At 41.2% G+C, this 25,364-nt stretch carries 18 protein-coding genes; 9 read left to right on the top strand and 9 right to left on the bottom strand.

Features of this window, described 5'->3' with window-relative positions:
• Window positions 1-52 precede the first annotated feature (52 nt).
• The gene (locus LNTAR_RS01205; protein WP_007276787.1) at window positions 53-625 is read left to right on the top strand and encodes an RNA polymerase sigma factor; all 573 of its coding nucleotides are present in this window, start codon (window positions 53-55) and stop codon (window positions 623-625) included.
• On the opposite strand, the gene LNTAR_RS01200 is transcribed toward LNTAR_RS01205, so the two are convergent.
• The 4 genes from LNTAR_RS01200 to ilvA form a co-directional block, all read right to left on the bottom strand.
• A complete protein-coding gene (locus LNTAR_RS01200; RefSeq protein ID WP_007276786.1) occupies window positions 622-2,478 on the bottom strand; it encodes a serine/threonine protein kinase in 1,857 nt (618 codons plus the stop codon). The two genes, LNTAR_RS01205 and LNTAR_RS01200, sit on opposite strands and share 4 nt — an antisense overlap.
• Window position 2,479: 1 nt before the next feature.
• Entirely contained in the window at window positions 2,480-3,583 is a 1,104-nt protein-coding gene (locus LNTAR_RS01195; protein WP_007276785.1) for a mechanosensitive ion channel family protein, read from the bottom strand.
• Between the two features lie 5 nt (window positions 3,584-3,588).
• The gene (locus tag LNTAR_RS01190) at window positions 3,589-6,045 is read right to left on the bottom strand and encodes an AAA family ATPase (protein ID WP_007276784.1); all 2,457 of its coding nucleotides are present in this window, start codon (window positions 6,043-6,045) and stop codon (window positions 3,589-3,591) included.
• 86 nt (window positions 6,046-6,131) lie between these two features.
• Window positions 6,132-7,670 carry a threonine ammonia-lyase, biosynthetic gene (gene ilvA / locus LNTAR_RS01185; RefSeq protein ID WP_007276783.1) on the bottom strand — a complete coding sequence of 513 codons (1,539 nt, stop codon included), beginning with the start codon at window positions 7,668-7,670 and terminating at the stop codon, window positions 6,132-6,134.
• A 136-nt stretch (window positions 7,671-7,806) separates the two neighbouring features.
• Here ilvA and LNTAR_RS01180 point away from each other — a divergent pair, with 136 nt between their 5' ends.
• The 7 genes from LNTAR_RS01180 (at window position 7,807) to LNTAR_RS01150 (ending at window position 16,545) form a co-directional block, all read left to right on the top strand.
• Window positions 7,807-9,645: a 2-oxoacid:acceptor oxidoreductase subunit alpha gene (locus LNTAR_RS01180; RefSeq protein WP_007276782.1), complete on the top strand. Its 1,839-nt coding sequence runs from the start codon at window positions 7,807-7,809 to the stop codon at window positions 9,643-9,645.
• A 2-nt stretch (window positions 9,646-9,647) separates the two neighbouring features.
• Window positions 9,648-10,700, top strand: coding sequence for a 2-oxoacid:ferredoxin oxidoreductase subunit beta (locus tag LNTAR_RS01175; RefSeq protein WP_007276781.1), 1,053 nt, complete (start codon window positions 9,648-9,650; stop codon window positions 10,698-10,700).
• Between the two features lie 168 nt (window positions 10,701-10,868).
• On the top strand, window positions 10,869-11,756 hold the full coding sequence (gene serB, locus LNTAR_RS01170; RefSeq protein ID WP_007276780.1) for a phosphoserine phosphatase SerB: 888 nt from the start codon (window positions 10,869-10,871) through the stop codon (window positions 11,754-11,756).
• A gap of 67 nt (window positions 11,757-11,823) precedes the next feature.
• Entirely contained in the window at window positions 11,824-12,948 is a 1,125-nt protein-coding gene (locus LNTAR_RS01165; protein WP_007276779.1) for a DnaJ-like cysteine-rich domain-containing protein, read from the top strand.
• Window positions 12,945-13,922 carry a hypothetical protein gene (locus LNTAR_RS01160; RefSeq protein WP_007276778.1) on the top strand — a complete coding sequence of 326 codons (978 nt, stop codon included), beginning with the start codon at window positions 12,945-12,947 and terminating at the stop codon, window positions 13,920-13,922. The genes LNTAR_RS01165 and LNTAR_RS01160 overlap by 4 nt, the downstream gene beginning before the upstream one ends.
• A complete protein-coding gene (locus LNTAR_RS01155) occupies window positions 13,912-14,778 on the top strand; it encodes an EI24 domain-containing protein (RefSeq protein ID WP_007276777.1) in 867 nt (288 codons plus the stop codon). The genes LNTAR_RS01160 and LNTAR_RS01155 overlap by 11 nt, the downstream gene beginning before the upstream one ends.
• A gap of 39 nt (window positions 14,779-14,817) precedes the next feature.
• Window positions 14,818-16,545 carry a DUF3592 domain-containing protein gene (locus LNTAR_RS01150; RefSeq protein WP_007276776.1) on the top strand — a complete coding sequence of 576 codons (1,728 nt, stop codon included), beginning with the start codon at window positions 14,818-14,820 and terminating at the stop codon, window positions 16,543-16,545.
• 470 nt (window positions 16,546-17,015) lie between these two features.
• Here LNTAR_RS01150 and LNTAR_RS01145 read toward each other — a convergent pair whose 3' ends face one another.
• The 4 genes from LNTAR_RS01145 to LNTAR_RS01130 all read right to left on the bottom strand — a co-directional run bounded on the left by LNTAR_RS01145 (window position 17,016) and on the right by LNTAR_RS01130 (window position 22,160).
• Window positions 17,016-17,930, bottom strand: coding sequence for an alpha/beta hydrolase (locus LNTAR_RS01145; protein ID WP_007276773.1), 915 nt, complete (start codon window positions 17,928-17,930; stop codon window positions 17,016-17,018).
• A 203-nt stretch (window positions 17,931-18,133) separates the two neighbouring features.
• On the bottom strand, window positions 18,134-18,841 hold the full coding sequence (locus LNTAR_RS24835; RefSeq protein WP_007276772.1) for a type II secretion system protein: 708 nt from the start codon (window positions 18,839-18,841) through the stop codon (window positions 18,134-18,136).
• A 376-nt stretch (window positions 18,842-19,217) separates the two neighbouring features.
• Window positions 19,218-20,711: a sulfatase family protein gene (locus LNTAR_RS01135; RefSeq protein ID WP_007276771.1), complete on the bottom strand. Its 1,494-nt coding sequence runs from the start codon at window positions 20,709-20,711 to the stop codon at window positions 19,218-19,220.
• A gap of 402 nt (window positions 20,712-21,113) precedes the next feature.
• Window positions 21,114-22,160: a Fic family protein gene (locus LNTAR_RS01130; RefSeq protein WP_007276770.1), complete on the bottom strand. Its 1,047-nt coding sequence runs from the start codon at window positions 22,158-22,160 to the stop codon at window positions 21,114-21,116.
• A 522-nt stretch (window positions 22,161-22,682) separates the two neighbouring features.
• On the opposite strand from LNTAR_RS01130, the gene LNTAR_RS01125 reads away from it, so the two are divergent.
• Entirely contained in the window at window positions 22,683-23,507 is an 825-nt protein-coding gene (locus LNTAR_RS01125; protein ID WP_007276768.1) for a hypothetical protein, read from the top strand.
• A gap of 296 nt (window positions 23,508-23,803) precedes the next feature.
• Here the strand turns inward: LNTAR_RS01125 and LNTAR_RS01120 are convergent, their stop codons facing one another.
• Window positions 23,804-25,333: a sulfatase family protein gene (locus LNTAR_RS01120; RefSeq protein ID WP_007276767.1), complete on the bottom strand. Its 1,530-nt coding sequence runs from the start codon at window positions 25,331-25,333 to the stop codon at window positions 23,804-23,806.
• Window positions 25,334-25,364 lie beyond the last annotated feature (31 nt).

Here is a 25,364-nt window from a genome sequence, read left to right as displayed (position 1 = left end):
CCAATCTTGGATTAGACTTTAAATCTGCGGTTTTAAAGGTATTAGTTTACTTATGAATGATAATACGCGACTCACACTTCTAGAAAAGGTACGAAATAAACATGATGAGCAATCATGGGAAGATTTCGTCGATACTTATCGACCCTTTATCTACTCGGTATGTCGTCGTATGAACGTGGCCCATTACGAAGCCGAAGAACTCACACAAGATATTTTATTAAAACTTTGGGATAAGCTTCCCGAGTTTCAATATGAAAAGAACGGCCGCTTTCGTGCCTGGCTGTGCACGGTGACGGGAAATCAAGTGAAGAACTTTTTTCGGAGCCATCAGCGTCGCGAAGAGCGCAATAAAAAATATTTTGATCAGAGTATGAGTGACCCTGAGATTGAGAACATTACTGAAGAGAGTTGGAAGAAATACGCCGTTTTGAGAGCCATGGATAATATTCGTCCTCTCTTTTCCGAGAAAGTGATCAAGATTTTTGAGCTCTTACAGGAAGGCAGGAGACGTCCAGAAGTAGCTGAGTTAATGGATGTGAGCCCTAATCAAGTATCAGTTTACAAAGAACGTGTCTTGCGTCGCTTGACGGCTGAAATAAGGCGTTTGGATCAAGAGTGGGGTTAACTTTCTTTAATACTAAGTTGAATAGCTTGATCTTTCAACTCATCTAGAATTTCATTTAGGTTTGAACCCTTTATCATGCTTTTGTCAATAATGAGCTCTTTTAAATTGGGGAGAGTGTAGAGGAAATCAAAATTTTTAACTTTTGTAAAGGCGATATTCAAACTTTCCAAAGGCATTCCTTTAAGGACATGAAAGTGAATTCTTATGGGACTGTGAGATAAGTTCAAATGATTTAGCTTCATTTCTCTTACGGGTTCCCAACGGCGCATATTTTTGTTATGGGAAAGATCCATGTGATGCTTACCATTAATGATTTCAAATTTAATATCCACATCATCAATCTTGTTATTGAGCTTAATCATTTTCTGAATTATGGGGATTTGGCCTTCATAATCTGTAATTGCTAAAACTTGCTCCCTAAAGAAGCAATGCGCCTGATGAATTTCAATTTGATAGAGCTGGTCAAGAATTTTAACTATGTCAGTACTGTTCAACCTTTCGCTATCATTGGATTTTTTGTTCACAAAGTATTTAGCTATCCTTATGAGTTCATTATCTTTGTAAACTTCACCTTTGTTAAAGTACTCCAAGGCTTGATTGAACTGTTGTCTATAAAAGTGGATCCGTCCATAAAGCATATTTTTTTTCTTTACTTGTTTTTTACTTAAGCTCTTTGTAGGTATGGATTCTAATAATTCGATGGCAAGTTGACTCGAGTGAGCACTGATAAGTTGCGCCGCCTGCTGAAAGAAGTAGTCAGCCCCCAGTGCTGCAATTTTTTTGCGGCTGGATTTTTCAATGTCGTAGAGTTCCAAGGCATTTTCTGCACGATCACGTTCAATAGATGTTTGTGCTTCTTTTTCTTTAAGAGAGACGATGTAATAGAGTGATAAACAAGTGATGAGAATAAAACTAAAAAGAGTAAATAAAGTTAAGCTTTTATGCCTGACTAAAAATAACCACACATGCTTGTTGAGTGAAGCGCCTTCAGCTTGGGGAGCAAAGCCAGATAGGTAAGCTTTGATATCTGTGATAAGCTCTTCGCAATTTAGGTATCTATCTTTAGAGTTTGTCGCTTTTGCTTTTAAACAAATAGCTTCGAGACTTAGAGGGATTGTGGGGTCTACTTCTCGTGGTGGCCTTGCTGTTGCTGAAGGTTCTTCTTTTGTTAAGATTTTGTAGAGCAGGGCTCCTAATGAGTAGATATCTTGACATTCACTGGCTTCACCTCCTTGAGTCTGTTCAGGTGACATGAAACCATTTGTCCCAAGACTAATGGGATTCATTAACTGTCCCACTTCTTGCTCTAATATCGAGTCCTTGAGTATTTGTGCTGAACCCCAGTCACAAAGTAAAACTTCGCCGAAGTCACCTAAAAGGATGTTGTCGTCTTTAATATCCCGATGAATAGCCCCCATACTATGAGCGTAAGAGACGGCCTCACAGACTTTGAGGAAGATGCCCATCAAATCAAAGAGTGAGTTTGCCGAGTCCGCAAGCATGTGGCTCAGTTTTTTGTCAGAGCACAATTTCATTGTGAAGAAAGGCTTACCATCTTGACGATAACCTAAATTATAGACTTGAATGATGTTGGGGTGCTGTAAAGAGGCCGTGAGTCTTGCTTCTTCTAAGAAGCCATGGACTTGTTCTTTACTCAAATCTTCATTCGGAAGAGCGAGAGCGACGGTGCGACCACTACTTAAATCTAAAACTTTATAAATGTGTTTAGTGGCGCCTCGACCGACTTCATTCATTTCGGTATAACGATCTTCCTTGCTATCGCGTCCAAGAGCCACATCAAACAAGGCTGTAGAAGTCGATTCTAACTGCTGAAAATACTCTTCTTGATTCATTTTAGGTATTGCGATGCAAGATTGAGGGGGGATGGATTTCTTGCTCTTTAAAAGCTTTCATAATACGTAGGTTTAAATCAGTTTCAAAAGCCGCTTCATATTGTGTATCTAATACATAAGCTTTGATGCGTACACGGTAGGCCATGTAGTTTTCAATAATGACTTGTTTAACTAAGACGACTACCGGTTTAGGTAGGCAGACATAATGACTCGTGGAGGTGGCTTCATTGACAATTGTACAGGCTTGTTCTATATTCTGGTCGAGTCCAATATAAAAGTCAATGGTCATTTGCATTGAGAGTTCACCATAGTTACCACAAACCGTACTGTCACTTAGGAACTTATTATTGGGAATAGTTACTGTATCATCCGTAAGAGTTTGCATTCTGACTGACCTTAAACCGATGGCCGTTATGTCGCCGTATTGACCATCAAAAGTAATGCGATCGCCCACTTGGAAAGGTCGGTCAATCATGATCATTAAGCCCGCAATAAAGGAAGCAATAAGATCTTTGATCGCAAAGCCAAATGATACGGCAAGCGTACCCCCAATGATGCTCAGAAGTTGATCGTTAATACGGAAGCTTAATAAAAAAACACTAATAGCAACACCCACATAGATAAAAAACTGGGTGATTGTTTCAACCTTGTGGAAGAGCATGCGTTTCTGAGGGATTTGCAGACTAAAGCGTTCCACTAACCTGTGCATAATTCGTAAAATTATGATAGTCAGGATAATAAGTGTTATCGAAATGATAACTCCGCCAAGTCGGACAAATCGTGTTATTTTACTAAAGCTTAATTCACTGGCCTCATCAGCACTGGCTTCAATCGTCTTTTTAATGATTTCAGATGATTCATTAAGTGCTTGTGCGGGTTCTTTGATATCGGCCTTAGTAGCCTCGCTGGCTGGCTGAGAAGTATCTTGAGCTAAATTAGAATCAGGGATCTCTACTTGATTACCTTGCTCACTATCTGGAGGTGAAACTAGCTCAGGACTAGCGATTTGTTGTGGTGGATTAGCAGGCTCAGTTTGAGTTTTCTCCTGACTCAAAAGAAGAGAGGGGGCTAGTAAGAAAAGAAATGTAAGTAAAATAAGGCGCATAGTCATCACTTAGATAATAGGTGTTGTCGTTGAAGGATGATCATCACAGGTCGAAACCAGCGTGTGGCAATTTTGTAGAAACCATCGTGTTCCTTGATAAAGCCATGAGTGAGCAAGAGATGAAGACTATCGTCAACTAAAGAGCTTTTCTCAGCTGCACAATCTTTTAGATCGGCACGATTCGTCTTAGCCATTTGGACAATAGTTCTTAGGATAAAGTAACTTAAAGCAGGCATGGATTCGAGTTCAGCTAGTGAGGGAGGGTTAAACAATCTGACTTCTAAAACATCTCCTTGTTTCCCTTCATAAAGTGAGAGGTTGAAGCAGTAGAGTGCAACACTCGGATTCCCTTCAGAGTAATCCCTAAGTATACGGTAGTAACTTAAGTCTTTTTTACGTCGACCATCTATTTGAGGGCTATCTAAATGTCGTGGAATCACCAAGCCCTGAAACGAGATTTTCATGCCGAGATTTTTAATACGTGATGAAATCATCATTTGCAATTGGGGCATATCCCACTTTGGAAGTTTAGTCACAGATTCAAAGAGAATTTTTTTTGCGCGAATTCTTTTCAAAACCTGCCAAGATTCATTATTTATTGAAACGTACCAAGTCATAGAGTCTTGTTCAGTTCGCACCAGATCGATAAAGCGATCGACTATTTCGAAACCGCCAATAGTAGCCTTGAAAATATGGTGAAAGTCATCAATGAGTACAGTAGTACTTTGGAAATCATCCTTTTTACTTTCCTTGACAATTTCTTGCATTCTCTCGATGAAGGATTCGGCATTGGTGTGATCACAAGTGTGGAAGATTAACTTGGTGTTTTCCTTAAGAGATTTTTCTAATCGCTTTAAAAAAGTTGTTTTCCCTAAACCTTTTTCACCAGTGATTAAATGCATTCCGGTTCGATTTTCATGCTTTATAATTTGATCTAATTCTTGAGCCGCATAGTCATTAACGAGTATGTCTGAATCAGCGGGTATGTACCGCTCTTCATCGATAAGCTTTAAACCTTCGGCATTATCATCTTCGGGTCGAATCGCTTTTAAAGTGAGGAAAGATGCCATCATGGGCCGGAAGATTTCAAAGTTAGAAAGTGTAATTAGAATCCATTGGAGTGTTCCTTTTAAAAAGAAATAAATACCACCTAAAAGCGCAGTAAAGATCTTGTATACTTCTCTGTTACTGAAGCCCTTTATTTTCTTTAAGTTTGATGTTTCATTACTGATCTCATCAATCATCTGTAAAATATTGGTTTTCCAGATTTTTAAGATGTGATAAGATGCGGCAATAAATAAAGCAACGAGTAACCAGTACATCCAAGATTGAATCATCCAACAGCCTTCTAAAAAAAGCAGTGAGATTCGTTTGAATACATAGATCAGAGCTAGAAAACCAACAATAATTTTGAGTGTCTTTTGACGCAACTCAGGTTTATCTACTTGGTTAAAAGTATAGTTGCGTCGAGATGCTAGAGAGTTACAAATATTGATAACGAGGTTGGCCGCTACATAAACGTAACAAATCTTTATATATATTTTAATGTCGGGGTAAGTAAATAAGGTATAGATCGGAGTTGCTATGATATAAACCATCAAAACCTTTTTAAGGGCTGGGCTCAGTTGAAGTGAATACCAAAGCCATGTGGAGGGACGTTTATTCTCTCTTTTTTGAAGCCATTTAAACCAAGAATTAAAAAGGTAGAGTAAAAAGAGTGATTTGAATATAACTGCGAGTAGGGGTATCGGGGAGGTGCTGAAATCCTGCCAAGATTTTTGAAAGCGCTTATTCAAAGTTAAATAATAAAATCTAAGCTCAGTGAGGACTTCACTCATTTCACCTTTTAGCCTTGTTATTGAGTCGGCGTTAAAGTTATCAAGAGAGTTTTTGTTAACTGATGTCGTATTTTTAAAACAAAAATCACGGCTGGATTGAGCTTGATCCAATGCCGTGGCTAAATTGAAAAAAATCTCTCTGTATTTTAAGTTTTTCTGACTAAAGTCCACATCGTTTTGTGATGCTTCTTTCTTGTCTATTTTATAGGATAGATGAATTTGTTTCGATAATTTTAAAATCTCTGTGATGGACTCCTCAATTTTGGGCAGTGTTTTTTTAGTAACTTTTCTAGAAGTGTCATTAATGAGGTTGAGTTTTTCTAAAGCCTCGATTTGATTATTGAGTTCGCTCGTTACTTTCTTTAATTGAGTTGCTTGGTTATGGTAGAGCTCCAGTTGACTTCGCTTTAGCGGAGCGGGCTCTTTCTCTGGCGCAGGAGTTTGCATGGGGGAAGTTTCTGTTGTTGCTGCAGGAGCTTGTACAGCTGGCGTTTGAGCCGGCGCAGATTCTACTGAAGACGAAGGGCTTTGTGGGTTCTCCTCTTCACTTGTACTGGGTAGGGTGCTTTGGGCAAGAGTCATGTAACTCAAGAAAAAGGTAAGCAAACTAAAATATATTTTCACATCAACTCCTATTGCTGTTCAACCGCACAATAATGGGCTGACGGAATAATTCTAAATTTTCTTTGAGGCTTTGTTTAAAAAACAATTCAATTACCTGAAAATAAAGAGCAGGCGGGATTGTCATCTTCTGGGAAGTAGGGATAATCAATTTTTTTGAGCTGAGCTTCAATCAGTGAACTATCAGGATGCTGAATTCCCAATAAAACACGACCATGAGCAGAGGCATGATTCCGATAATGGAATAAGGTGATATTAAATTCTGAGCCGAGGTCATTTAAAAACTTGAGTAGGGCACCGGGCTTTTCGGGGAATTGCACACGATAAAAATGTTCGTCTTTTACAGCTGATTGACCTCCAAGCATATGACGGAGGTGAAGTTTCGCAATTTCGTTATGACTAAGATCCAGGTGATCGATATGCGATTGCTGCAAATTATTTATGATAGATAAACGACTCTTGTCGCCATCCTTTAATTCAATCCCCACAAAGATCTGTGCTTGGTCTGGATTGTTATAGCGATAATTGAATTCGGTAATACTTGATCCGTCAAGCAATTGACAGAAATGGCGAAAACTCCCTTTTTTTTCCGGGATGGAAATAGCGAAGAGAGCTTCTTTCTCTGCACCGAGTTCAGTTCTCTCGGAGATGTGTCGGAGCCGTCCAAAGCTAGTGTTCGCTCCACTGATGATTGTCGTGATACGTTTATTCTGAAGTTTATTTTCTTTGATGTACTTTACCACACCTGCAAGTGCGGTGGCACCTGCGGGTTCCGCAACGACGCGCGTTTCTTCAAATATGCTTTTGACCGCTGCGCAGATTTCATCAGTGCTTACAGTGATGGCTTCGTCGACATTATCCTTGAGTGCCTTAAAAGTATTCTCACCAATTTTCCCAACTGCAATGCCATCAGCAAAAATGCCCACTTCAGCTAATTGTGTGGGCTCACCCAATTGAAAAGCTTCTTTAAAGCAAGCCGAATCTTCGCATTCAACCGTGATGATTTTGGTGTTTGGACTGAGGTATTTTGCGAAGTTCGCAACGCCAGCGGCAATACCCCCCCCACCGACGGGAACGAAGATATAATCGGGTTCCTCATTAAGTTGCTTAAGAATTTCGACGCCAATGGTACCTTGGCCAGCGATCACATCCCAGTCATCGTAGGGGTGGATGAAAGTGAGGCCACGTTCTTTTTCTATTTCGAAGGCGCGCTGACAAGCTTGATCAAAGTTATCGCCATGAAGAATCACTTCAGCATTTTTTTCCACAACTGAATCAACTTTAATTTGAGGAGTCGTCGTGGGCATCACAATAGTCGCGGGAATATGCAGATGATTTGCGGCTTGCGCAACGCCTTGAGCATGGTTGCCAGCCGAAGCTGCGATAACCCCACGTTGTAATGAATTCTGATCAAGTTTTCTCATCTTATTATAAGCACCACGGATCTTAAAGGAAAAGACGGATTGCAGGTCTTCGCGTTTAAGGTAAATTTCGTTTTTGAGCTTTGTTGAGAGTTTAAGTGCTTTGTTGAGAGGAGTTTCTATTGCCAGATCGTAAATTTTTGCCGAGAGGATTTCTTTGATTAACTGAGAGGATTCCATGGTGCTTTTTTGACTTTGTAAATGCATAAACAGTTCCTTCTTTGTCAGAGTGGATAATTTATGAATATTTGTTAATAAAACTTCTTTATAAAGAATAGAAGTCATGTTACTGTCTGCGCAATCATTTAATTAAAATTTTATATATTTTGCAGGATTTTTTAATATGTCAGATAATAAGACAAGTATTTTAGAAATTGAAAGTGCAGTTGTACGCTTCGTTGGCGATTCCGGTGATGGCATGCAATTGACCGGTAATCAATTTACCGATACATCAGCGGTTTCTGGTAACGATGTGGTAACATTCCCAGATTTCCCTGCGGAGATTCGCGCTCCTGCTGGTACAGTAGGCGGTGTTTCTGGTTTTCAGGTTAACTTCAGTTCGAACCCTGTTACATCACATGGTGATGCTCCAGATGCTCTCGTAGCTATGAACCCAGCAGCGCTCATTACAAATGTGAAGGATCTTAAACACGGTGGCCTTTTGGTCGTTAACTCAGATTCTTTTGGCGCAATTGACTTACGCAAAGCTGGTATCGAGCACAATCCTTTCGAAAACGATACCGTGCTCCACGAAACTTATCAGGTCGTAGAAGTCGGCATGACAAAGTTAGTTCAGACAGCACTCGAAGAGATCGATTTAAAAGCATCTGAAAAAAAGCGCTGTAAAAACTTTTTTGCTCTAGGACTCATGTACTGGGTTTATGACCGTTCATTAGATTTCTCTAAAAACTGGATCAAAAAGAAGTTTGCTAAAAAGCCTATTTTAATTGAAGCCAATACAATTGCTCTCGAAGCAGGTTATGCCTATGGCGAAACTATTGAGCTCTTCAATAATCGTTACACCATTAAAAGTAATGACATGCCTTCTGGTACATACCGTCAGGTTACGGGTAATAGTGCTTTAGCTTATGGTTTAACGACGGCAACTTTCTCAAGTGATTTAAAACTTGTTTACGGTTCTTACCCCATCACTCCAGCTTCCGATATTTTACACGAGCTCGCAAAGCTCAAGCACTATGATGTGCGTACAGTTCAGGCCGAAGACGAAATCGCTTCAATTGGTGTGGCTCTCGGAGCCTCTTATGCAGGTTCCTTAGGTGTGACAGCCACTTCTGGTCCTGGTTTATGTTTAAAAACAGAATTCCTCGGTCTTGCAGCAATGGTTGAGCTTCCTTTAGTTCTGGTCAATGTTCAGCGCGGTGGTCCTTCTACAGGTCTTCCAACTAAAACTGAACAATCAGATCTGATGCTTGCTATGTATGGTCATAATGGTGAAATCTCTGTCCCTGTCATTGCGCCAAAATCTCCTGTAGATTGTTTCTATACCGCTCGCGAAGCTGTAAGAATTGCCGTTGAGTACATGACACCAGTTATCGTTCTTTCTGACGGATTTGTGGCTAACAGTTCTGACCTCTGGAGAGTTCCAGATATTAAATCACTTGATAAAGTTGATGTGGAGTTTTATGAAGGTGATGCGGAAGGTTACGAAGTCTTTGCTCGCGATGAGAAAGGCGCACGTAAATGGGTTGTTCCTGGTACACCGGACCTTCAACATACACTCACAGGTCTCGAGCACAACACACTCGGTGATATTTCCTATGATGGTGAAAACCACCAAAAGATGACTTTAGAGCGTGCAGAAAAAATTAAAAATATTGCCAAATCCTTACCTTCACTTGAAGTTATGGGTCCCGATTCAGGCGACGTACTCGTTATCGGCTGGGGTGGTACTTATGGTAGTATTTGTGCTGCAGTTAAAGAGTTGCGTAAAACGCACAAAACTCTTTCCTATACACATTTAACACATTTGAATCCCCTTCATAACGATCTAGAGGCACTCATATCTCGCTTCAAGAAAGTTGTAGTCGTGGAAATTAACCTAGGTCAACTTCATAAAGTCATTCGTTCAGAATTTGCGATTGACGCAGAATTGATTTGTAAGATCGAAGGTAAACCCTTCCTCGTTTCCGAACTTGTTAACAGTATCAGTGAGTACCTTTAATTATGTCTGAGAAAAAATACACGAAAAAAGATTTCACATCCGATAAGCTCGTTAAGTGGTGCCCAGGTTGTGGCGACTATGCAATCCTAGCAGCTGTACAGAAAACGATGGCTGACATCGGTCGCCCTAAAGAGCAGCAAGTCGTTATCTCTGGTATCGGTTGCTCTAGTCGTTTCCCCATTTATATGGATACTCATGGTTTCCATACAATCCACGGTCGTGCACCGTCTGTAGCGACAGGTGTTAAAGTAGCTAATCCGGATCTAGATATCTGGTTAGTAACTGGTGATGGCGATGGTTTATCAATTGGTGGTAACCACCTCTTGCACGCTATCCGCCGTAACGTCAATATGGTTGTGCTTCTCTTTAATAATAAGGTTTATGGTTTAACTAAGGGTCAGTACTCGCCAACTTCTGAAGTTGATACAGTAACTAAGTCAACTCCTTACGGTTCTATTGACGAGCCAATTAACCCCTTGTCTTTTGCTCTAAGTGCTGGCGCTACTTTTGTAGCTCGTACTTACGACACAAACCCTAAGCACATGCAGCACGTCTTCTCTGAAGCTCGTAAGCACCGCGGCTTATCTTTCATCGAGATTTACCAGAACTGCGTTATCTTCAACGATGGTGCCCACGATAATGTTCTCGAAAGAACAATTCGTAGTGAGCGCTTAGTTGAGCTCATGAATGGTGAGAAACTCATCTTTGGTAAAGAGAAAGATAAATGTCTTGTTTTCGAAGGCCTCGAACTCACAGTTAAAAACGTAGCTGATGTTAATGAAGATGATATCGTGACTCACGAAACAGCTCAAGCTTCACCTACTTACGCTAAAATTTTAGCTGACCTTCAAGGTGCTGAAGTACCATCTCCAATTGGTATCTTCCGTCAGGTTGAACGTCCAGTCTACAACGATGCGGTTATTCAGCAGACTGAAGATGTGAAAGAAAAGTATGGTATGGGTGACTTGCAGAACCTCCTCAATGGCAATGCCTCTTGGGAAGTAAAAAGTGATGCACATCCAATCGAAGAAGAATTTACGACTTTCACTCCCTAAGTCTACTTTCTACAATTAAAAAAGGCCTCCTCGTGAGGCCTTTTTTGTTTCTGAGCCAACAAGACTAAACGCGATGAACGCAAAGTTTTATAAAAATGCTCAAACTCACTTCACTGATGCGCTAAAAGTGTTAAGCTAAGCGAAATAAAATTTAAACCTGAGACTCTTATGAAATACGACTTCTTTTTGATTTCCCCTTTTAATGATTCGGCTTCGGCAAAATCTGCTGTTGAATACTTCTTTCAATCCGAGAAAATGGATTACTCTATAGCAGAAGAAAAGAACCACGATTATTACAACTGCTTTATCTATCACCTCGAGCTCGAAGACGCACAGGTACAAGTGATTAAAGAGCGTTTAATTAGTAAGCTCCAAGCCAACTCAAAATCTGATGGTGTAATATTGCCGATGGATTACTTCAAGGATAATACGGGCTTCATAGCTTTTGATATGGATTCCACTCTCATTGAATGTGAGTGCATCGATGAATTGGCCGTCAAAGCTGGTGTCGGTGACCAAGTGAAAGCAGTTACTGCTGCAGCAATGCGTGGTGAGTTAGATTTCTCTGGAAGTTTTGTGAAACGCTTAGCTCTTCTAGATGGCTTGAAATTAGAAGCCCTCGATGAACTTAAAGAAGAATTACCACTGATGCCGGGCATGGAGAGCCTCGTCACAAAACTCGTGCAGAGTGAATGGAAAACGGCAGTATTCTCTGGTGGTTTTACTTATTTCGCGGATTCACTCCAAGAGCGCTTTGGTTTTGATTACGTACGTGCCAACGTTTTAGAATGTGGCGAAGAAGCCCTCACAGGTAAACACATCGGCGGAATCGTCGATAGTCAAGTAAAGAAAGAAAGCCTTTTAGAACTGGCTGGAAAAGAGGGCGTTGATCCCGCTTTCACAGTAGCGGTAGGTGACGGAGCCAATGATTTACCCATGATCCATGCATCTGGGCAGGGCTTTGCGTTCCACGCAAAACCAATTGTTTGTGCAGAAGCACCAAATTCAGTGAAAAATTGTGATCTTTCTGCCTTAGAGTTCATTTTAAATCTCTAATTTACTTTGCCTCGCCGGCAATAAAGTTTAGCGTATAACGTTTTAAAAAGAAAAGTTTTGGAATTTTATGCGCGTACTTTTATTAATTATTTTCACTTTCTCGCTCTTTGCACAAGAAGAAGAAAAAACTGTAAGTCATTACCAAGAGGCAATGGCTTTTAAATCTTCCTGGGTTTTATATAAAAATGCACCCGACAACTATGCCTCCTACCGAGCCTTTCTTAAGAGTGCGGAAAAACTAGAGGATTCTGAGTTAAAAGCAGGTGCCTATGCTTATGCGGCCTTAGGTGCGTACCTTCAGGGGAAAGTTGAATACGGCACTCGCACCTACAATTCCTTAAATGAACTCGGCCAAAATATTGGTGATAGTAAATGGTTAAATTTTTGTAGCGTCGATCAATTTGGTGATGAATGTTCCGTTTGCGAAGGTTCAGCTAAAAATAGTAGAGCTTGTAAAAAATGTAATGGGACAAAAACTTGTCGCAATGCCGAATGCCGTAAGGGACAAATTATTAAGTTAGAAAAAATTGACGGTAATTTTGAAGAAGTCAGCACGGATTGCCCAGTCTGTGAAGCCACGGGCTTTTGCCAAACTTGCGGAGGAAGTGGCATCTATAAAATCCCTTGTAATATATGCCGTAGCTTTGGTTATCTACTCAATAAAATGAAAGTGCGAGAGCAGTTCAAATCCGGCTTGATGGGGATGAACGCTCTAGTGGATGCCCACCTCGTAGAAGGTTTTGAAAAAGATCAATTGGCCAAAGGGAAAATCAAACGTGGCGATCGTTATTACACGGCAGCAGAAATTGAGAAAATGGATACAGCTGCACGCTTGAAAAATGAACGTACAAGTCAAGTTCAACGTCGTCGAGAAGAGCAAAAACGCGAGCAAGAGTTGCGAGCTAAGATGGATAAGAAGTTTAAGTCCCTTGAAGATGATTCGGTACTCGCTCCAGAAAAAGCCAAAAAAGTTATTGAGAATGATTTTTCGAATGTTGCTGATCCAGTTAAAAAGAGGTATATAAATACCTACCTCAAGCAAGCTGACCTAATGATAAAAGCCAAAGAAGCTGAAAATAAAGGTCTCGAATTAGAAGCGATAAAATGGTTAAAAGAAGCACAAAAACTACGTGATCATGAAGCCATAAAAGAAAAGATTAAGAAATTGAAATTGGAGAGCATTGGACTGTGAAAAATCTAAAAACACTCAATTTCTTTGTCCGCAATATCAAGATCCTCAGCTTTTTAGTCTTCTTTATTGGACTCTTAATTTCTGGACTCGAGATCGCAGATTATATCAGTAAACTCAAAGTCAGTTCTTACGCACCGAGCCATACGCTTGGTAATGAGAGTGAAAAACTTCACACTGAACTCAAGCGAGTCAAATCAAACCTCAATGGTTTGATGCTGCAGTTTGGCGAAGAAGCTCCTAGCTTTCGAAAAGAGAAACTCTATAAATCCTACCGCAATTTAATGGAGCTAGAGGATCTAGGTCAGGAACTCAGTCAAATTGAATCCGATATAAATGGACATAAAGAACTTCTCATGAAGACGCTGAATAAAGATTTAGAGGAGATGTTATCGAGAATTGCCACTGTCATTAAAATGTATAAAGAAGAGGGCCTCATTGAAGATCAAGAGCAAGAAATTCAAGCCAGTGATTTTGAGCCAGTCTATGGCCCCAAAGCCTTGGAGAACCTAGCAAATATCCAAACTAAGTTAGATGAAAACTATACTTATGTAGAAGAGTTAGGGGCTCAAATGGACAAAGCGGAGAATAGGGAGCTCGCTCATTCTTACCTCAAAAAGCTCATTGTGCTCAAAAACTTTGTGGGTTCACATAAGAAGACGGTCGATGTTAAAGAGACGGATTTAAAAATCAAAGTTCTTCAAGTTCAAAACGATCTTGTTCAAATGAAAAATGAATTGCGTTTAAACCTCACAAGCCACTGGGCCATCGAAGATCAGCTAGAAAAAGTTAAAGAACTTTTGAGCTTAGAATTCAACAAGGCAGAACAATCCAACAAAGTGCTTAAAAATTTGAGCTTTCGTTACTTAAAAGGGGTGCTAATGTTGCTCGTTTTTAGTTTCATGCTTCCCTTTGCTATGATGCTAGGAGCGGATTACATGAGATTAAAAATTGGAGAAAGCTCGAATGGAGCCTAGTGGGCAAGCCCTAGAACCTAAACAAAAAGAATTGATCCTATCGGCCTTAGATAGGGTAATAAAGAAAGAAACGAGCCTCAGCCTCATGAAAGGTGGCTTTAAACTCTTTTCCCGTGATAAACAATTATTTGCGAAGTACGCATTTGGTGTGACTATTTGCTTATTGGCATCAGTCTCTCTCTGTGTGGCTTTCTATTTTGTCTTTCAGGCTTTTGGGCGTGAGCCACTGGAAGCCATGGTACAAGGTCAAGTTAATTGGCCTAATTGGTTGAAATGGTTGAGCACGCCCGAACAATGGATTCGCGATTTTAGCGGACTCATTATTCTCGGTGTAACCTACCTTATTATTGTGTATTTAGCTGTGCGTATAGCCTTCTTATTTATGATTTACTGGACCGATGAGATGATTGCTTCAGTAATGAAAATCAGCCGGAATCGTCCCAATACTCCCTTCAGTATGACTTGGTTATTGCGCTTATTGAAAACGGGTATGCGCCTCACTCTCAGAACCCTTGGTGTAACTCTGCTCTTTTTTGCTTTGGGTTGGATCCCTTTTATTGGTTACCCAATCTTTCTTTTGGGGGTAGCCTGGAGCTCAGGAAAAGATATTATTGCCACCGTTGTTATGGTTTATGCGGAAGAAGAAATAGAAGTTCCTGACCTATGTCAGATGCCCTTTAAAGATTCCGCGCGTTTAGGCTGGCTATTCTGCATCGTGTATTCAATTCCTTTAATCGGCATTTTATTTATGCCTTTACTCTATATGTTAAAGGTCTGTGCTTTTACTTTCGCAGTAGAATGCGAAATGCGCAATTTAGTGGGAGTCAATGAACAAGGTGATAAACTCCTCACGTAAAATATCTTTTTGGAGTCGGAAATAATTTGGGAGTGATTCATGGCGAAAACTAAAAATAATATTTTTTCAGTCATCTTTCTCACTATATTTGGCATGCCATTTTTTGCCGCGGGTGCCTTTGTCATTTTTATGGCGTTAAAACCCCTTTACCACAATCATTTAGCGAGTGAATGGAAAGAAGTTCCCGCTACTCTGACTGAAGTCAGTTTAGATGGCCGTGGTGACTCAGTAAAACTTATCGCAAAATACAATTACACTTATGAAGGCAAAAACTACTCTTCCGGTCAAGTGGCCTTCAATATGATGACTGGCAATGTCTCACGCTATCACCAAAATTTTCATGACAAGCTCAATAAAGCTAAATCCAATAATGAATCAGTGCCTTGTTATGTAAATCCTTCCAATCCTAAAGAAGTCATTTTAGATCGCAAAAACCGCACTAGAATGCTCGTCTTTATGATTCCTTTCGGCTCAGTATTTGTTCTTGTAGGTGGCGGCTTGATGTGTTCAGGGCTTTTTTCTAGCAAGGCCAGAAAGAAAGAGAAGGTCTTACAAGAAAAAGCTCCAGATGAGCCATGGAAATGGAACAAAGATTGGCAGGACTCAGTTATTTTGGCAAAGACCTCAAAAGGCGTTTGGGGCTTGTTTGGCATCGCGGTTTTTCTCAATTTATTTATGGTTCCCTTTTGGGCGGGGGTATTAAACTCAGATAAAAAAGTCCCCATTTTTGCTTATGGAATCATCGGACTCTTTCAGCTCATTGCCTTTGGTTTAGTGGGAACCTTTATCTATCACTTCATTAGAAGTAAAAAGTATGGCAAGGTGAATTTCCATATGGAGACTTTTCCTGCTGTTATCGGAGGTCAATGCAAAGGCGTCATTAAAGTGCCCGTTGAAGTCCAAGCCATGGATGGTTTTAAACTCACACTCAAGAATATTCATCAATACCGCACGGGCTCAGGCAAGAATTCCACGACGCATCGAGATGTGCTCTGGGAAGATAGCAAAATTATTAAAGCCCAGCATGGCAGTAACTTTAATACAGAAATTGAAGTGGAATTCGATATTCCTAGTGGCGGAAAAATATCTCAATCCACAGGAGATAGCAAGTACTGGGTACTCACTGCAGTCGCTGAAACTCCAGGTGTTGATTTTAAAGAAGAATTTCGGGTTCCCGTTTTTGTCACCGAGGACTCACAAAATAAACCTATTGAAGAATTTGAAGAGAAGAAATTAGTCGAATCGGGGTACGATTTAGAAGGCGCTTTGCCGCGCTACAAAATACACATGCAGAAGGTTGGGCAGGGTTTGCTGATCATTGTGCCGAGAATGCGTCGAATTAGCACCTCTCTGATCACCTTTATCGTAACTTGCGGCATTGGAGTCGGCATTGGCTTTGCCATAAGCCATAAAGAGTACTTCGTCACCTTTGTTGTGGGCATCTTCTTTTTGGTCTTTTTCGCCATCTTCTATTCAGCGACTTTCATCAAAAGAGAATTCGCCCTCAAAGGCGAGAACTTAATTGTAAAACAAACACACCCCTTGGGAACGAAAGTGGTCGAATGTCAACGAGATGATGCCAAGTTTGATATCAGCTGGAGTGCCAAAACAAATGATAAGACCACGTCTTGGAATTTATCCTTAAAAGTCAATGGCAAGAAAATCACCCTCGTCAGCAACTGCAAAGATAAAGAACTCCTCGTCGCACTCAAACACAAACTCCTCAACCACGGCAAAGCTCCAGATGCACTTGAAGAAACAGATTAAATTAAAACCCATTTTCAAATGAGCTAAATCAGCTAGTTCGCAGCTATTTTTCTTGTAGAAATCTTCACGACCATAGTAAACAAACTGCCCCATAAATCATTTCTTAGGATCCTGTGATCATTTTTCTGATCTAGTGTAATAGTAGCCTCTACTTTAAAAAGCATTTCATTTAGTGCCTATATTGGTGCTAAAGTTTGTTGGGTATCTGTAGATATTTATGGATCGCCAAGGTCCAGTTTGGCATTTGCGGAAAAGAAAATCAACTCACTGAAAGACCGTTCACGTAGTTATTATGGATCGCGTAGCACAAGCTGCGCTTAAAGAAATTGTTCTGGGAGCGCAGGCGGCTCGCCTGCAATTGTGGACAAAACTTCATCCACAGATTTCACTGATTGACTCAGATAATTAATAGTTGGAGCGCAGCGACCACCACTCTGGGTACGCCAAGCACCAGCTTGGCATATTTACACCTACTTTTCTATAGTGTTTTTATACCACTCAGCGACCTTCTCGTTTCCAGAAATAAAACCTTGCTCAACTAGAAAATTATCTGCGGCCACAAGTGTTTTGATGAAGTATTGCTTGCCGCCTTTTTGGATATTGAAAAATCCGTGTTTTTGTCCAGGGTAGATGATCACTTCACAGGTGTTATTATTTTTCTTCATTGTGTCACCATAGAGCCGAGTTTTTTCAGCACTGGTATGTTTATCTCTATCTCCCATGAGCACAAGTGTGGGTGGCTGTTTACCATTAAGGTTGTGCAGTGGTGAGAATGTTTTCCAGTAGTTTTTAACGCGTGAATCTTTTTCATTATTGCCATAGCCTCCGGGACCGTTATCAAATACGGGGTTGAAGAGTAATAGGGCACTTGGTGTGGAGGAAATACTTAGATCATCTTCTTTGTTATTCCATTCTTTGAGTGTGGCCGTTGCGGCGGCAATATGGCCGCCTGCGGAACCACCACCGACAATAAGTTTCTTGGGATCAATACCCAACTGTTTTGCATTGACCTTTAAGTGACGAACAGTGGACTTGGCATCCTGTACACATTGCCAGGGCTCAGTTTTGTAGAAACTCGTTGTTCGGTAAGTTGCGCAAATCGCAAGCAGGCCCCGGGAAGAATAGTATTTAGCTTGCGGGTAAAATTGTGTGGCATTGAAGCCGGACCAACCGCCCCCAAAAAAGAAAACCACTGTGGGACGGGAATCCGTTTTTTTGAATTTTTCGGGATAAAAATAATGAAATTCTAAAGGACGATCGCGTTGAGGAACTTTTTTCCATTTTACAATTTCATCTGGCTTGAGTTCGGGTGCCTTGTCCTTGGCATTGACGAAGCTGGGGAAAAGTAAAAAACTGAAAATGAGACTTAATGCTAGCTTATGCACTTTTTATCCTTTTATTAAAACTATACAGAGTGAAACTCACTTATTGGATGGTTTTTTCAAAAGCTTTAATATGTGGCAGGTAGCTATGGTACGCCAAGCACTAGCTTGGCTATTGCGGACTTTAAAAACAAAAAATGATACTGACAATAAGAGAACAATAATTTTTGCTCAGCTGGTGCTTGGCGTAGCCACGTACTCCAGCTTTATTGCGGTTCATGAAGTAGAGCGTTATAGAGATTGCCTTTGTGGATGAGTCTCACACTGCCATCGGCAAAGCCGGCGCTGTAGCGGTCAACGAGTTCGTGAGTATTTTCTGGTTCTAGGCTATTAGCCCACTGGGTTCCTATATGTGAATATCCGTTCGCTCCTAATTTCTTTTCGGCATGGTCATCGTCTTGTAGAAAGGTGAGAACTTCACTACTTTTTCCGAGTTGAGAAATAGAAATACTTTCTCCCCAGGTCGTTCCTAAGCCACTGAAACCAAAGCGACCACTTGTATTAGCAACGTTGTAGACATAGGACCTAGGGTTGCGGTCGCCATTTCTAACTATGTTATCTGCAGGGCATTTGAAAGGGCTTTTCTTGGTGAATTGAGGGTAATTAGTGCGATTTAGCTTAACGCCATCTTTTTCATTATCGGTCAATGAAACACTGAGGTAATCAAATAGGTCGTCATCCCAAATAATTAGACTAGAAGGATTACGCCGTTGAGGAATAAAATGTTGATCATTATCATCTAGATAATTGTAAAGGGCAAAATTAATTTGTTTAATTTGGCTTTTGCAGCTAGCGAGTTGGGCACTTTTTCGAGCTTTACTTAGCGAGGGAAGAAGTAAACTGGCAAGTATGCCGATGATGGCCACCACCACTAAAATCTCGATCAGAGAGAAATGTTTTTTACGAAAAGACATAAGGCGTTACTTTGATAAATATAATTGTTATATTAATAAATACAGAACAGAAAATAGACTTTTAACTAAAAAGTATGAAAAAAATAAATTACGACGTACAAAATAGCTGAGTCATTAAAATTTAATTTTAGGTCTTTTAAGTATAAACAAGCAAAATCCTGAATCCGTGAGCTACATTAAGTTAATCATCTTGGTCTATCACCTTCATTGACTTACAACTTTTTTCAAAAGACCTACGGGTATTCCTGCAAAAAGTTGTAAAGTTCTGAAATTAAAAAACCTACGAGATTATTCCAAAGCCAGCTCACGGATTCAGCAAAATCTTTAAATATTTACTCTAGTGTCATTTATTTTAGACTTTTCTTTTTTCTCAGCCTTAGTTTTTCTTCTTGCCTTGCTTTTTCTTCCCTTTTTTCTCTTTGCCAGCCTTTTGACTTTTAGCTTTCAAACCACCTTGAGTGCGATAAGAACCATCGGCATATTTCTCTCCAGCTTCGCCAAATTCTTGTCCTAGGTAACTCTGCTTAAGGCTCGCATCCCAAGTTTCAAAGATGCGACTAAATTGACTGAGGATTTCGGGTTTGGAAGCAGCAACATTATTTTCTTCTCCCACATCACTTAAACGATTAAATAGTCCCCATTCACCAAGTTTTAGGCCTGCATCTTCAGCATGACTTTGGGAAAAAGAGCCTTCGTAAACTCGCATGGCTTTAAATTTTTCCCCTAGGACGACTTGTGAACCATGACTTTGAAACATCAATGGCTCCCTACGTGTACTTTCATCCTCTATGAGAATAGGGACTAGACTTTGTCCATCCATTTTATAGGGTGATTGATAATCAATACCTGCAGCATCTAGGGCAGTTAGGAAGTAATCTGTGGTACAGGAGATGGCTGCAGTTTCACTTCCCTTGCGGACTTTTGCTGGCCATTCGATAATTCCCGGGACGCGAACCCCGCCATCAAAGAGGTGGCGCTTAGACGCACGAAAGGGACCAGAGCTACCGTGTGAAACCGGGCCATTATCAGAAGTGAAGCAGAGCACGGTATTATTCGCAACACCCAATTCTTGAAGTTTGCTGCGCAAACGCCCCACTTGTTTATCCATATCAGCGAGGTTGGAGTAGTATTGCCAGGCTTTGCCGACTATGGGTTCATAAGTTGATTGCCATTGAGGATTGCCAGTTACAGGTGCATGGGGCGTATTAAACCAGATGTAAGTGATAAAGGGAGTTTCATTTTGAACTGCCTTTTCTATAAAGGGAATAGCGCGGTCCATGATGATCCTTGAGGAATCACCAACGAGATTGTCTGTAACTCTGACTCCGTTATGGTAATAGGCGTTATCCGATTCGGCCGCTTCTTCACCATTGGGGCCATAGGGGTTGAAAGTCGGCACACAACTGTGAACCGCAAACCATTCATCCACACCATTTTCATGTGGAGGCGCCATGGGCATGCGAGCCCCTTTACCGAGTGTGGGATCATCGACCATTTGACCAAGGTGCCATTTACCGAAGTGACCCGTAGCGTAGCCATGTTTTTTTAAAACTTCTGGCAGGGTGATTTCCTCATCGCGAAGTGAGCCTTGGTTAGCTTCCCAGATGCCCGTTCTAAAGGGGTGGCGACCCGTATAGCAACTGAAGCGAGTAGGTGAGCAGACGGATGCCTGAGAATAGAAGCTCGTAAACAGCATGCCGTTTGCAGCCATCTCATTGAGGTTTGGTGTCTTGAGTTTGTCATTGTAGCCATAGGCTTCCAAATCGCCGTAGCCCATGTCATCAGCCATCATAAAAATGAAGTTGGGCTTTTGGTCTGCCCAACAGAGTCCAGCGCTCACAAAGAGTAAAATATAAAAGAAAAAATTCATCTGTATCCTAAAAGTTTTTTTAAGTATACATCTCTTGCAAAGCTGTTTGGATATGAGTTGATAAAGTTTCTTATCAATTTAGATCAGTAATACTGCAAGACCGCTGAGCTGCAAGAGGCAAGACTTGTAGCCCATGGGTATGCCAAGCACCAGCTTGGCAATTGCGGACAATAAAGTTTATAGATAGTTTTCAAGCTCACTGCGCTGCAAGACCGCTACGCTGAAAGACTATGGTACGCCAAGCACTAGCTTGGCAATTTTTATTCGCCCGTATGGTAATACCCAGCGTGGCAATTGTTGGCAAAGCCTCACCCACAGATTAACTCAGATAATTGTCCCTCGAGGACGATCTGCAGGCCGTTCTACAGTGAGCAAGGCGAATCATCTTCGATAGGAGCGATGTTATTTTTCCCTCTGTTCTTGTATGGCCTTAACTTCCTCGACGATATTGAGAGTCTTTTTCCATTGAGAATAAATCAAATCACTAAAGCTCTTGAGGTCTCCGCTGAAATCGAGGGCATCATCTTTGAGGAGGTGAAATTGTCGCATCATTTCTAAATAATCAAAGCGTTTCTCGCTATCAATAGTGATGGGGGGATAGCCCGCACGAATGATCGGGATATTCGCGAGTAAGCGAGCCATCCTACCATTGCCATCAAAAAAGGGATGAATACAAGTAAAAAGAATATGGAGTCGGCTATAGGCCTTGAGCATCTCTGGTAAATTCAAATCACGCGGGATTTGATTGAATTCATGCAACCATAGATTCATTAAATGTGGTGTCTTTTGTGGTGAGGGATAGAGGATGTATTCGCGGCCCCAGTAAGCACCATTATCTTCCTTTTTCCAAGCTCCTACGGGTTTATAGATGTCAAAAGCGGGATTGATCATCATTGCACGATGAACTAAAAATAAATCGTCTTCATCGAGCTGCTCACGATCATAAATTTGATAAATAGCCTCGATGGCTCGGGCATGTCCGGCAATCTCATCGTGCTCTCTCAGGGATTTACCTGAGATTGTTAGGCCCTCATTGAGAATGAAAGAAGTTTCTCCGAGGCTTAGGGTGTTGCCCTCAATTGAAGTTGAATCATGAGTCCATTCATCGCGAATTCGCTTCTTTAGAATCTCTGCTAAATCATTATCGAGGCCCCGAAGAAAATTAAGCGGTGAATTGACTTTGATATAAGCAGCAAGTAATGAGCGCAGAAGTTTGAGCATTTGTCGACTATCACTCAGCTTGGCTTTTTTGAGCAAGTCTTCGATTTGCTGATCTTCTAATTTAAAACTTATTTGCTGACTTAATTTTCCATTTTTCGGCTCATTATGTGGCTGGAGTTCTCCCTTTGAAAAATCATCAATAAGGGTATTAATGGCTTTTTGCTGAGAGGCCAATTGCCTAATGCTTTTATGCATGGCTTCACTAACTTTTAGGGAAAAACGTTTCATGGATTCATTCTTTTTTCTTTAAATTCATCCTAAATTAGTTCATGCACCTGTCTTTTTCCATTCTTTTTTAGTAAAAAAGAATGAATTCATTCTTTTTGTTGTGTTTAGAATGACTTCTTGAGCGTTAAAAGTTTTTAGAGTGACTATCATTTCCATTCTTTTTTTAATAGCTGATAGTATCATCTGAGACTATGTAGGTATTTAAGCCCTGTTTATCCGCCCGCGGGGCATCCCCGCTGGGACCGCCAAGCTCCAGCTTGGCAATTGCGGACAAAATTTCATCCACAGATTTCACTGATTGACTCAGATCATAAAAATTGATTAGCTACCCGCGGGTTTTCTCCGTATCCCGCTAATAAGCGAAGTTTATTCTCAGTCTTTTTTAGGACTTCGTAGCCCCCCAGTTATGCTTAAAGAAATCATCTGAAAATTTCTCAAAACTAGAGTGGAGTCATGCGCAGTTTTATAAAGCTCAATTATAGTAAGTTTTTATTTTTCAAATTTATTATAAGGCCGTTTTTTATGAGTCATGTTATTGTTCCTGAGGTTACTATTGATCCCACCCCATTGATGCTTGAGCTATGTTCAGATTCTTTTGATCTGGAGACGGCAGAATTAGATTTGGAGACAATTGAGTCAGCAGCGATCATGATCAAAGAGGCTTGTCATGCCTCAGCTTCTGCAATTGACACATCCAAAACTAACTTACTTCGTGCCTATATGGCGGAACCAAAATGTCGTCGTTGGATGAAAACGGAATTCTTGGATCGAGTTGATTGCGATAGTGGGCTTCTAACTAAGGTTGCCAAACTCTGTAAATTCCGCTTTTATACAGCTGAAAAATTAGTCATTGAAGATCTTGATAACCATGGCGAAAGTGCTCCAAATGAATCCGTGGCAGTTCGTACAGGTGTTCCAGAAAAAACTATTGCGCGAGTTAAGAAAAAAATCGAAAAGAAAAAGATTGAAGCGGAAGAAAAGCGGGCGCAAGCACTTCAAGAGTCTTTAGAAGCGGATAAGCGAGTTGAAGATTTACCTGACGTGGAAATGACTGTATTGAATGTGGATTTATCAACTGAGTCGACAAGTGTTTCTGAGCAAGATTCAAGTTCTGAAGCATCACTTAGCTCTCAAGAAGTGACGTCAGGAACTGGAGAAGTCGTTCAAGAAACAAAGCAGGAATCAACCGTAAACAATGAGCAGCACTCACAAGAATCAGTCATCGAAGTTTCTTCAGCAAATGAGCTCTCTCCCCGTGAATTGGCCTTCCAAAAAGAAATAGAAAAACTACAGCTCCTTCTTGCTGAGAAAGAAGCTGAAATCGCCAATTTGAAGGCCTTGGTTTAAAGAACTTAGGAATCGCTGACGCTTAGGGATCGCTGACGCTTAGGTTGCGCTGATGCTTAGGTTGCGCTGATGCTTAGGTTGCGCTGATGCTTAGGTTGCGCTGACGCTTAGGAATCGCTGACGCTTAGGTAGCGCCAAGTGGGGAGTTTTTTCTGTAGGGGATTTATCGCTTATCAGCGGGATGCGGGGAGCCCCCGCGGGCGGATTAATGATTTTGATGTAATCTGTAGCTGAGCTTTTGCCCACAAATGCTAAGCTGGTGGATAGTACCCAGATGAACCCGTGGGAGGATTAAGTTATTTAGTTTTGAGTTCATCGTAATGGGGCCAGCCTTTTTTGCCATCATCATTTTTTTGATTGAGGCCAGCAGTGCTACGACCATTATCAATAATACTCATGAGCTGTTTTTTCATTTGCGAAACGACTTCGGGGTTTTGTGCCTGCAGGTTAATTGTTTGACCAGGGTCTTTGCTTAAATCAAAGAGTTGAATAGCGGCAGGGTTTTGGACGGGGTCCCAGTATTTTGGATTACGTCCTGAGCCGGCGCCTTCATCCATGATGAGTACCCACTTGTCGCGGCGAATAGCAAACTTGCCTTTGTCAGAATGATGGATGATGGCTTCGCGTTGTTTTTGTATAGTTTGTCCCTTAAGTGCAGGAAGAAAGCTGACGCTATCTTCACCTTGATTATCTTTGAGTTTTAGACCATTCATATCTGCGAGAGTCGCAAGAAAATCAGTAGTGCAAATGGTTTGATCAGAGACGGATCCCGCTTTGATTTGTTTGGGCCATTGAACGAGGAAGGGGACGCGGTGACCACCTTCATAGAGATTGCCTTTGATGCCGCGAAAGTGAGCGCTGGGATTGTGGCCGACTTCGAGTAATTGATCTATTTTTGCCGTGCCAGAACAGCCATTATCAGTGGTGAAGACGACTAGGGTATTATCATAGATTCCCTGATCTTTGAGTGCCTGAATGATTTGACCCACACGCCAATCAGTTTCCATACAGAAATCTGCGTAGGCATTGATCTTACTCTTGGCCTGAAAGTCCTTGTGGGGAGTTACGGGGGCGTGGGGGGAATTGAGAGAAAAATAGATAAAAAAGGGTTCTGGCTTTTTGGCGTTCTCCGCAATGTAATCAACTGCTTTATCAGTAATCTGATTGAGAACTTTGAAAACATCGAAATCGCTATTGGCGTAACCAGGACGGCAAGAATGAAGTTTTTTATCTCCTCCCTTTTTGTCTTTGTGCTTTACGTCGAGTTCAGCAATGAGTTCACGATTTTCAATAAAGCAGTGTGGAGGCATTCCTAGTGAACCAGCCAGTCCAAAGTAATAATCAAAGCCAATATCAACGGGGCCACCTTGGATAGGAGTTTTATGATCGACATTCTCGCCTTTGGCTTTGGGTGAGGCACCACTTGTGATTTTCCAGTTCATGCCAATATGCCATTTACCGATGCAGGCAGTGTTATAGCCTTGGTCTTTTAAAAGCGAGGCTAGGGTCAGACGCTCGGGTCCAATGAGAGCTGGACCATAGCCATTTTGTACGCCATCCTTGAGGCGAGTGCGCCAAGCGTAACGCCCAGTCATAATGCCGTAGCGAGTCGGGGTGCAGACGGATGAATTGGTATGTGAATCAGTGAACATTATGCCATTCTCAGCCATGGAATCGAGATGGGGAGTGGGGAACTTACAGTCTTTATTGTAGGCTTTTACATCGCCGTAGCCCATATCATCGGCGAGGATATAAATGATGTTGGGCTTGCTCTCGGCGAGAAGGAATGAGCCCAATAAAGTGAATAGAGTAAAGAGTTTATTCATGTAAGTTTTCCTGTTTTAAGGTATCCACATA

The sequence above is a fragment of the Lentisphaera araneosa HTCC2155 genome, assembly GCF_000170755.1.
Classification (GTDB): domain Bacteria; phylum Verrucomicrobiota; class Lentisphaeria; order Lentisphaerales; family Lentisphaeraceae; genus Lentisphaera; species Lentisphaera araneosa.
This window is presented reverse-complemented; position numbering and strand designations above follow the sequence as displayed.

Bases quoted from the DNA above. Each gene is read 5' to 3' on its own strand.
- LNTAR_RS01120 (WP_007276767.1), bottom strand. From the start codon at position 25,333: ATGAATAAACTCTTTACTCTATTCACTTTATTGGGCTCATTCCTTCTC.
- LNTAR_RS01135 (WP_007276771.1), bottom strand. From the start codon at position 20,711: ATGAATTTTTTCTTTTATATTTTACTCTTTGTGAGCGCTGGACTCTGT.
- serB (WP_007276780.1), top strand. From the start codon at position 10,869: ATGAAATACGACTTCTTTTTGATTTCCCCTTTTAATGATTCGGCTTCG.
- LNTAR_RS01155 (WP_007276777.1), top strand. From the start codon at position 13,912: ATGGAGCCTAGTGGGCAAGCCCTAGAACCTAAACAAAAAGAATTGATC.
- LNTAR_RS01150 (WP_007276776.1), top strand. From the start codon at position 14,818: ATGGCGAAAACTAAAAATAATATTTTTTCAGTCATCTTTCTCACTATA.
- LNTAR_RS01195 (WP_007276785.1), bottom strand. From the start codon at position 3,583: ATGCGCCTTATTTTACTTACATTTCTTTTCTTACTAGCCCCCTCTCTT.
- LNTAR_RS24835 (WP_007276772.1), bottom strand. From the start codon at position 18,841: ATGTCTTTTCGTAAAAAACATTTCTCTCTGATCGAGATTTTAGTGGTG.
- LNTAR_RS01130 (WP_007276770.1), bottom strand. From the start codon at position 22,160: ATGAAACGTTTTTCCCTAAAAGTTAGTGAAGCCATGCATAAAAGCATT.
- ilvA (WP_007276783.1), bottom strand. From the start codon at position 7,670: ATGCATTTACAAAGTCAAAAAAGCACCATGGAATCCTCTCAGTTAATC.
- LNTAR_RS01200 (WP_007276786.1), bottom strand. From the start codon at position 2,478: ATGAATCAAGAAGAGTATTTTCAGCAGTTAGAATCGACTTCTACAGCC.
- LNTAR_RS01205 (WP_007276787.1), top strand. From the start codon at position 53: ATGAATGATAATACGCGACTCACACTTCTAGAAAAGGTACGAAATAAA.
- LNTAR_RS01175 (WP_007276781.1), top strand. From the start codon at position 9,648: ATGTCTGAGAAAAAATACACGAAAAAAGATTTCACATCCGATAAGCTC.
- LNTAR_RS01180 (WP_007276782.1), top strand. From the start codon at position 7,807: ATGTCAGATAATAAGACAAGTATTTTAGAAATTGAAAGTGCAGTTGTA.
- LNTAR_RS01125 (WP_007276768.1), top strand. From the start codon at position 22,683: ATGAGTCATGTTATTGTTCCTGAGGTTACTATTGATCCCACCCCATTG.
- LNTAR_RS01165 (WP_007276779.1), top strand. From the start codon at position 11,824: ATGCGCGTACTTTTATTAATTATTTTCACTTTCTCGCTCTTTGCACAA.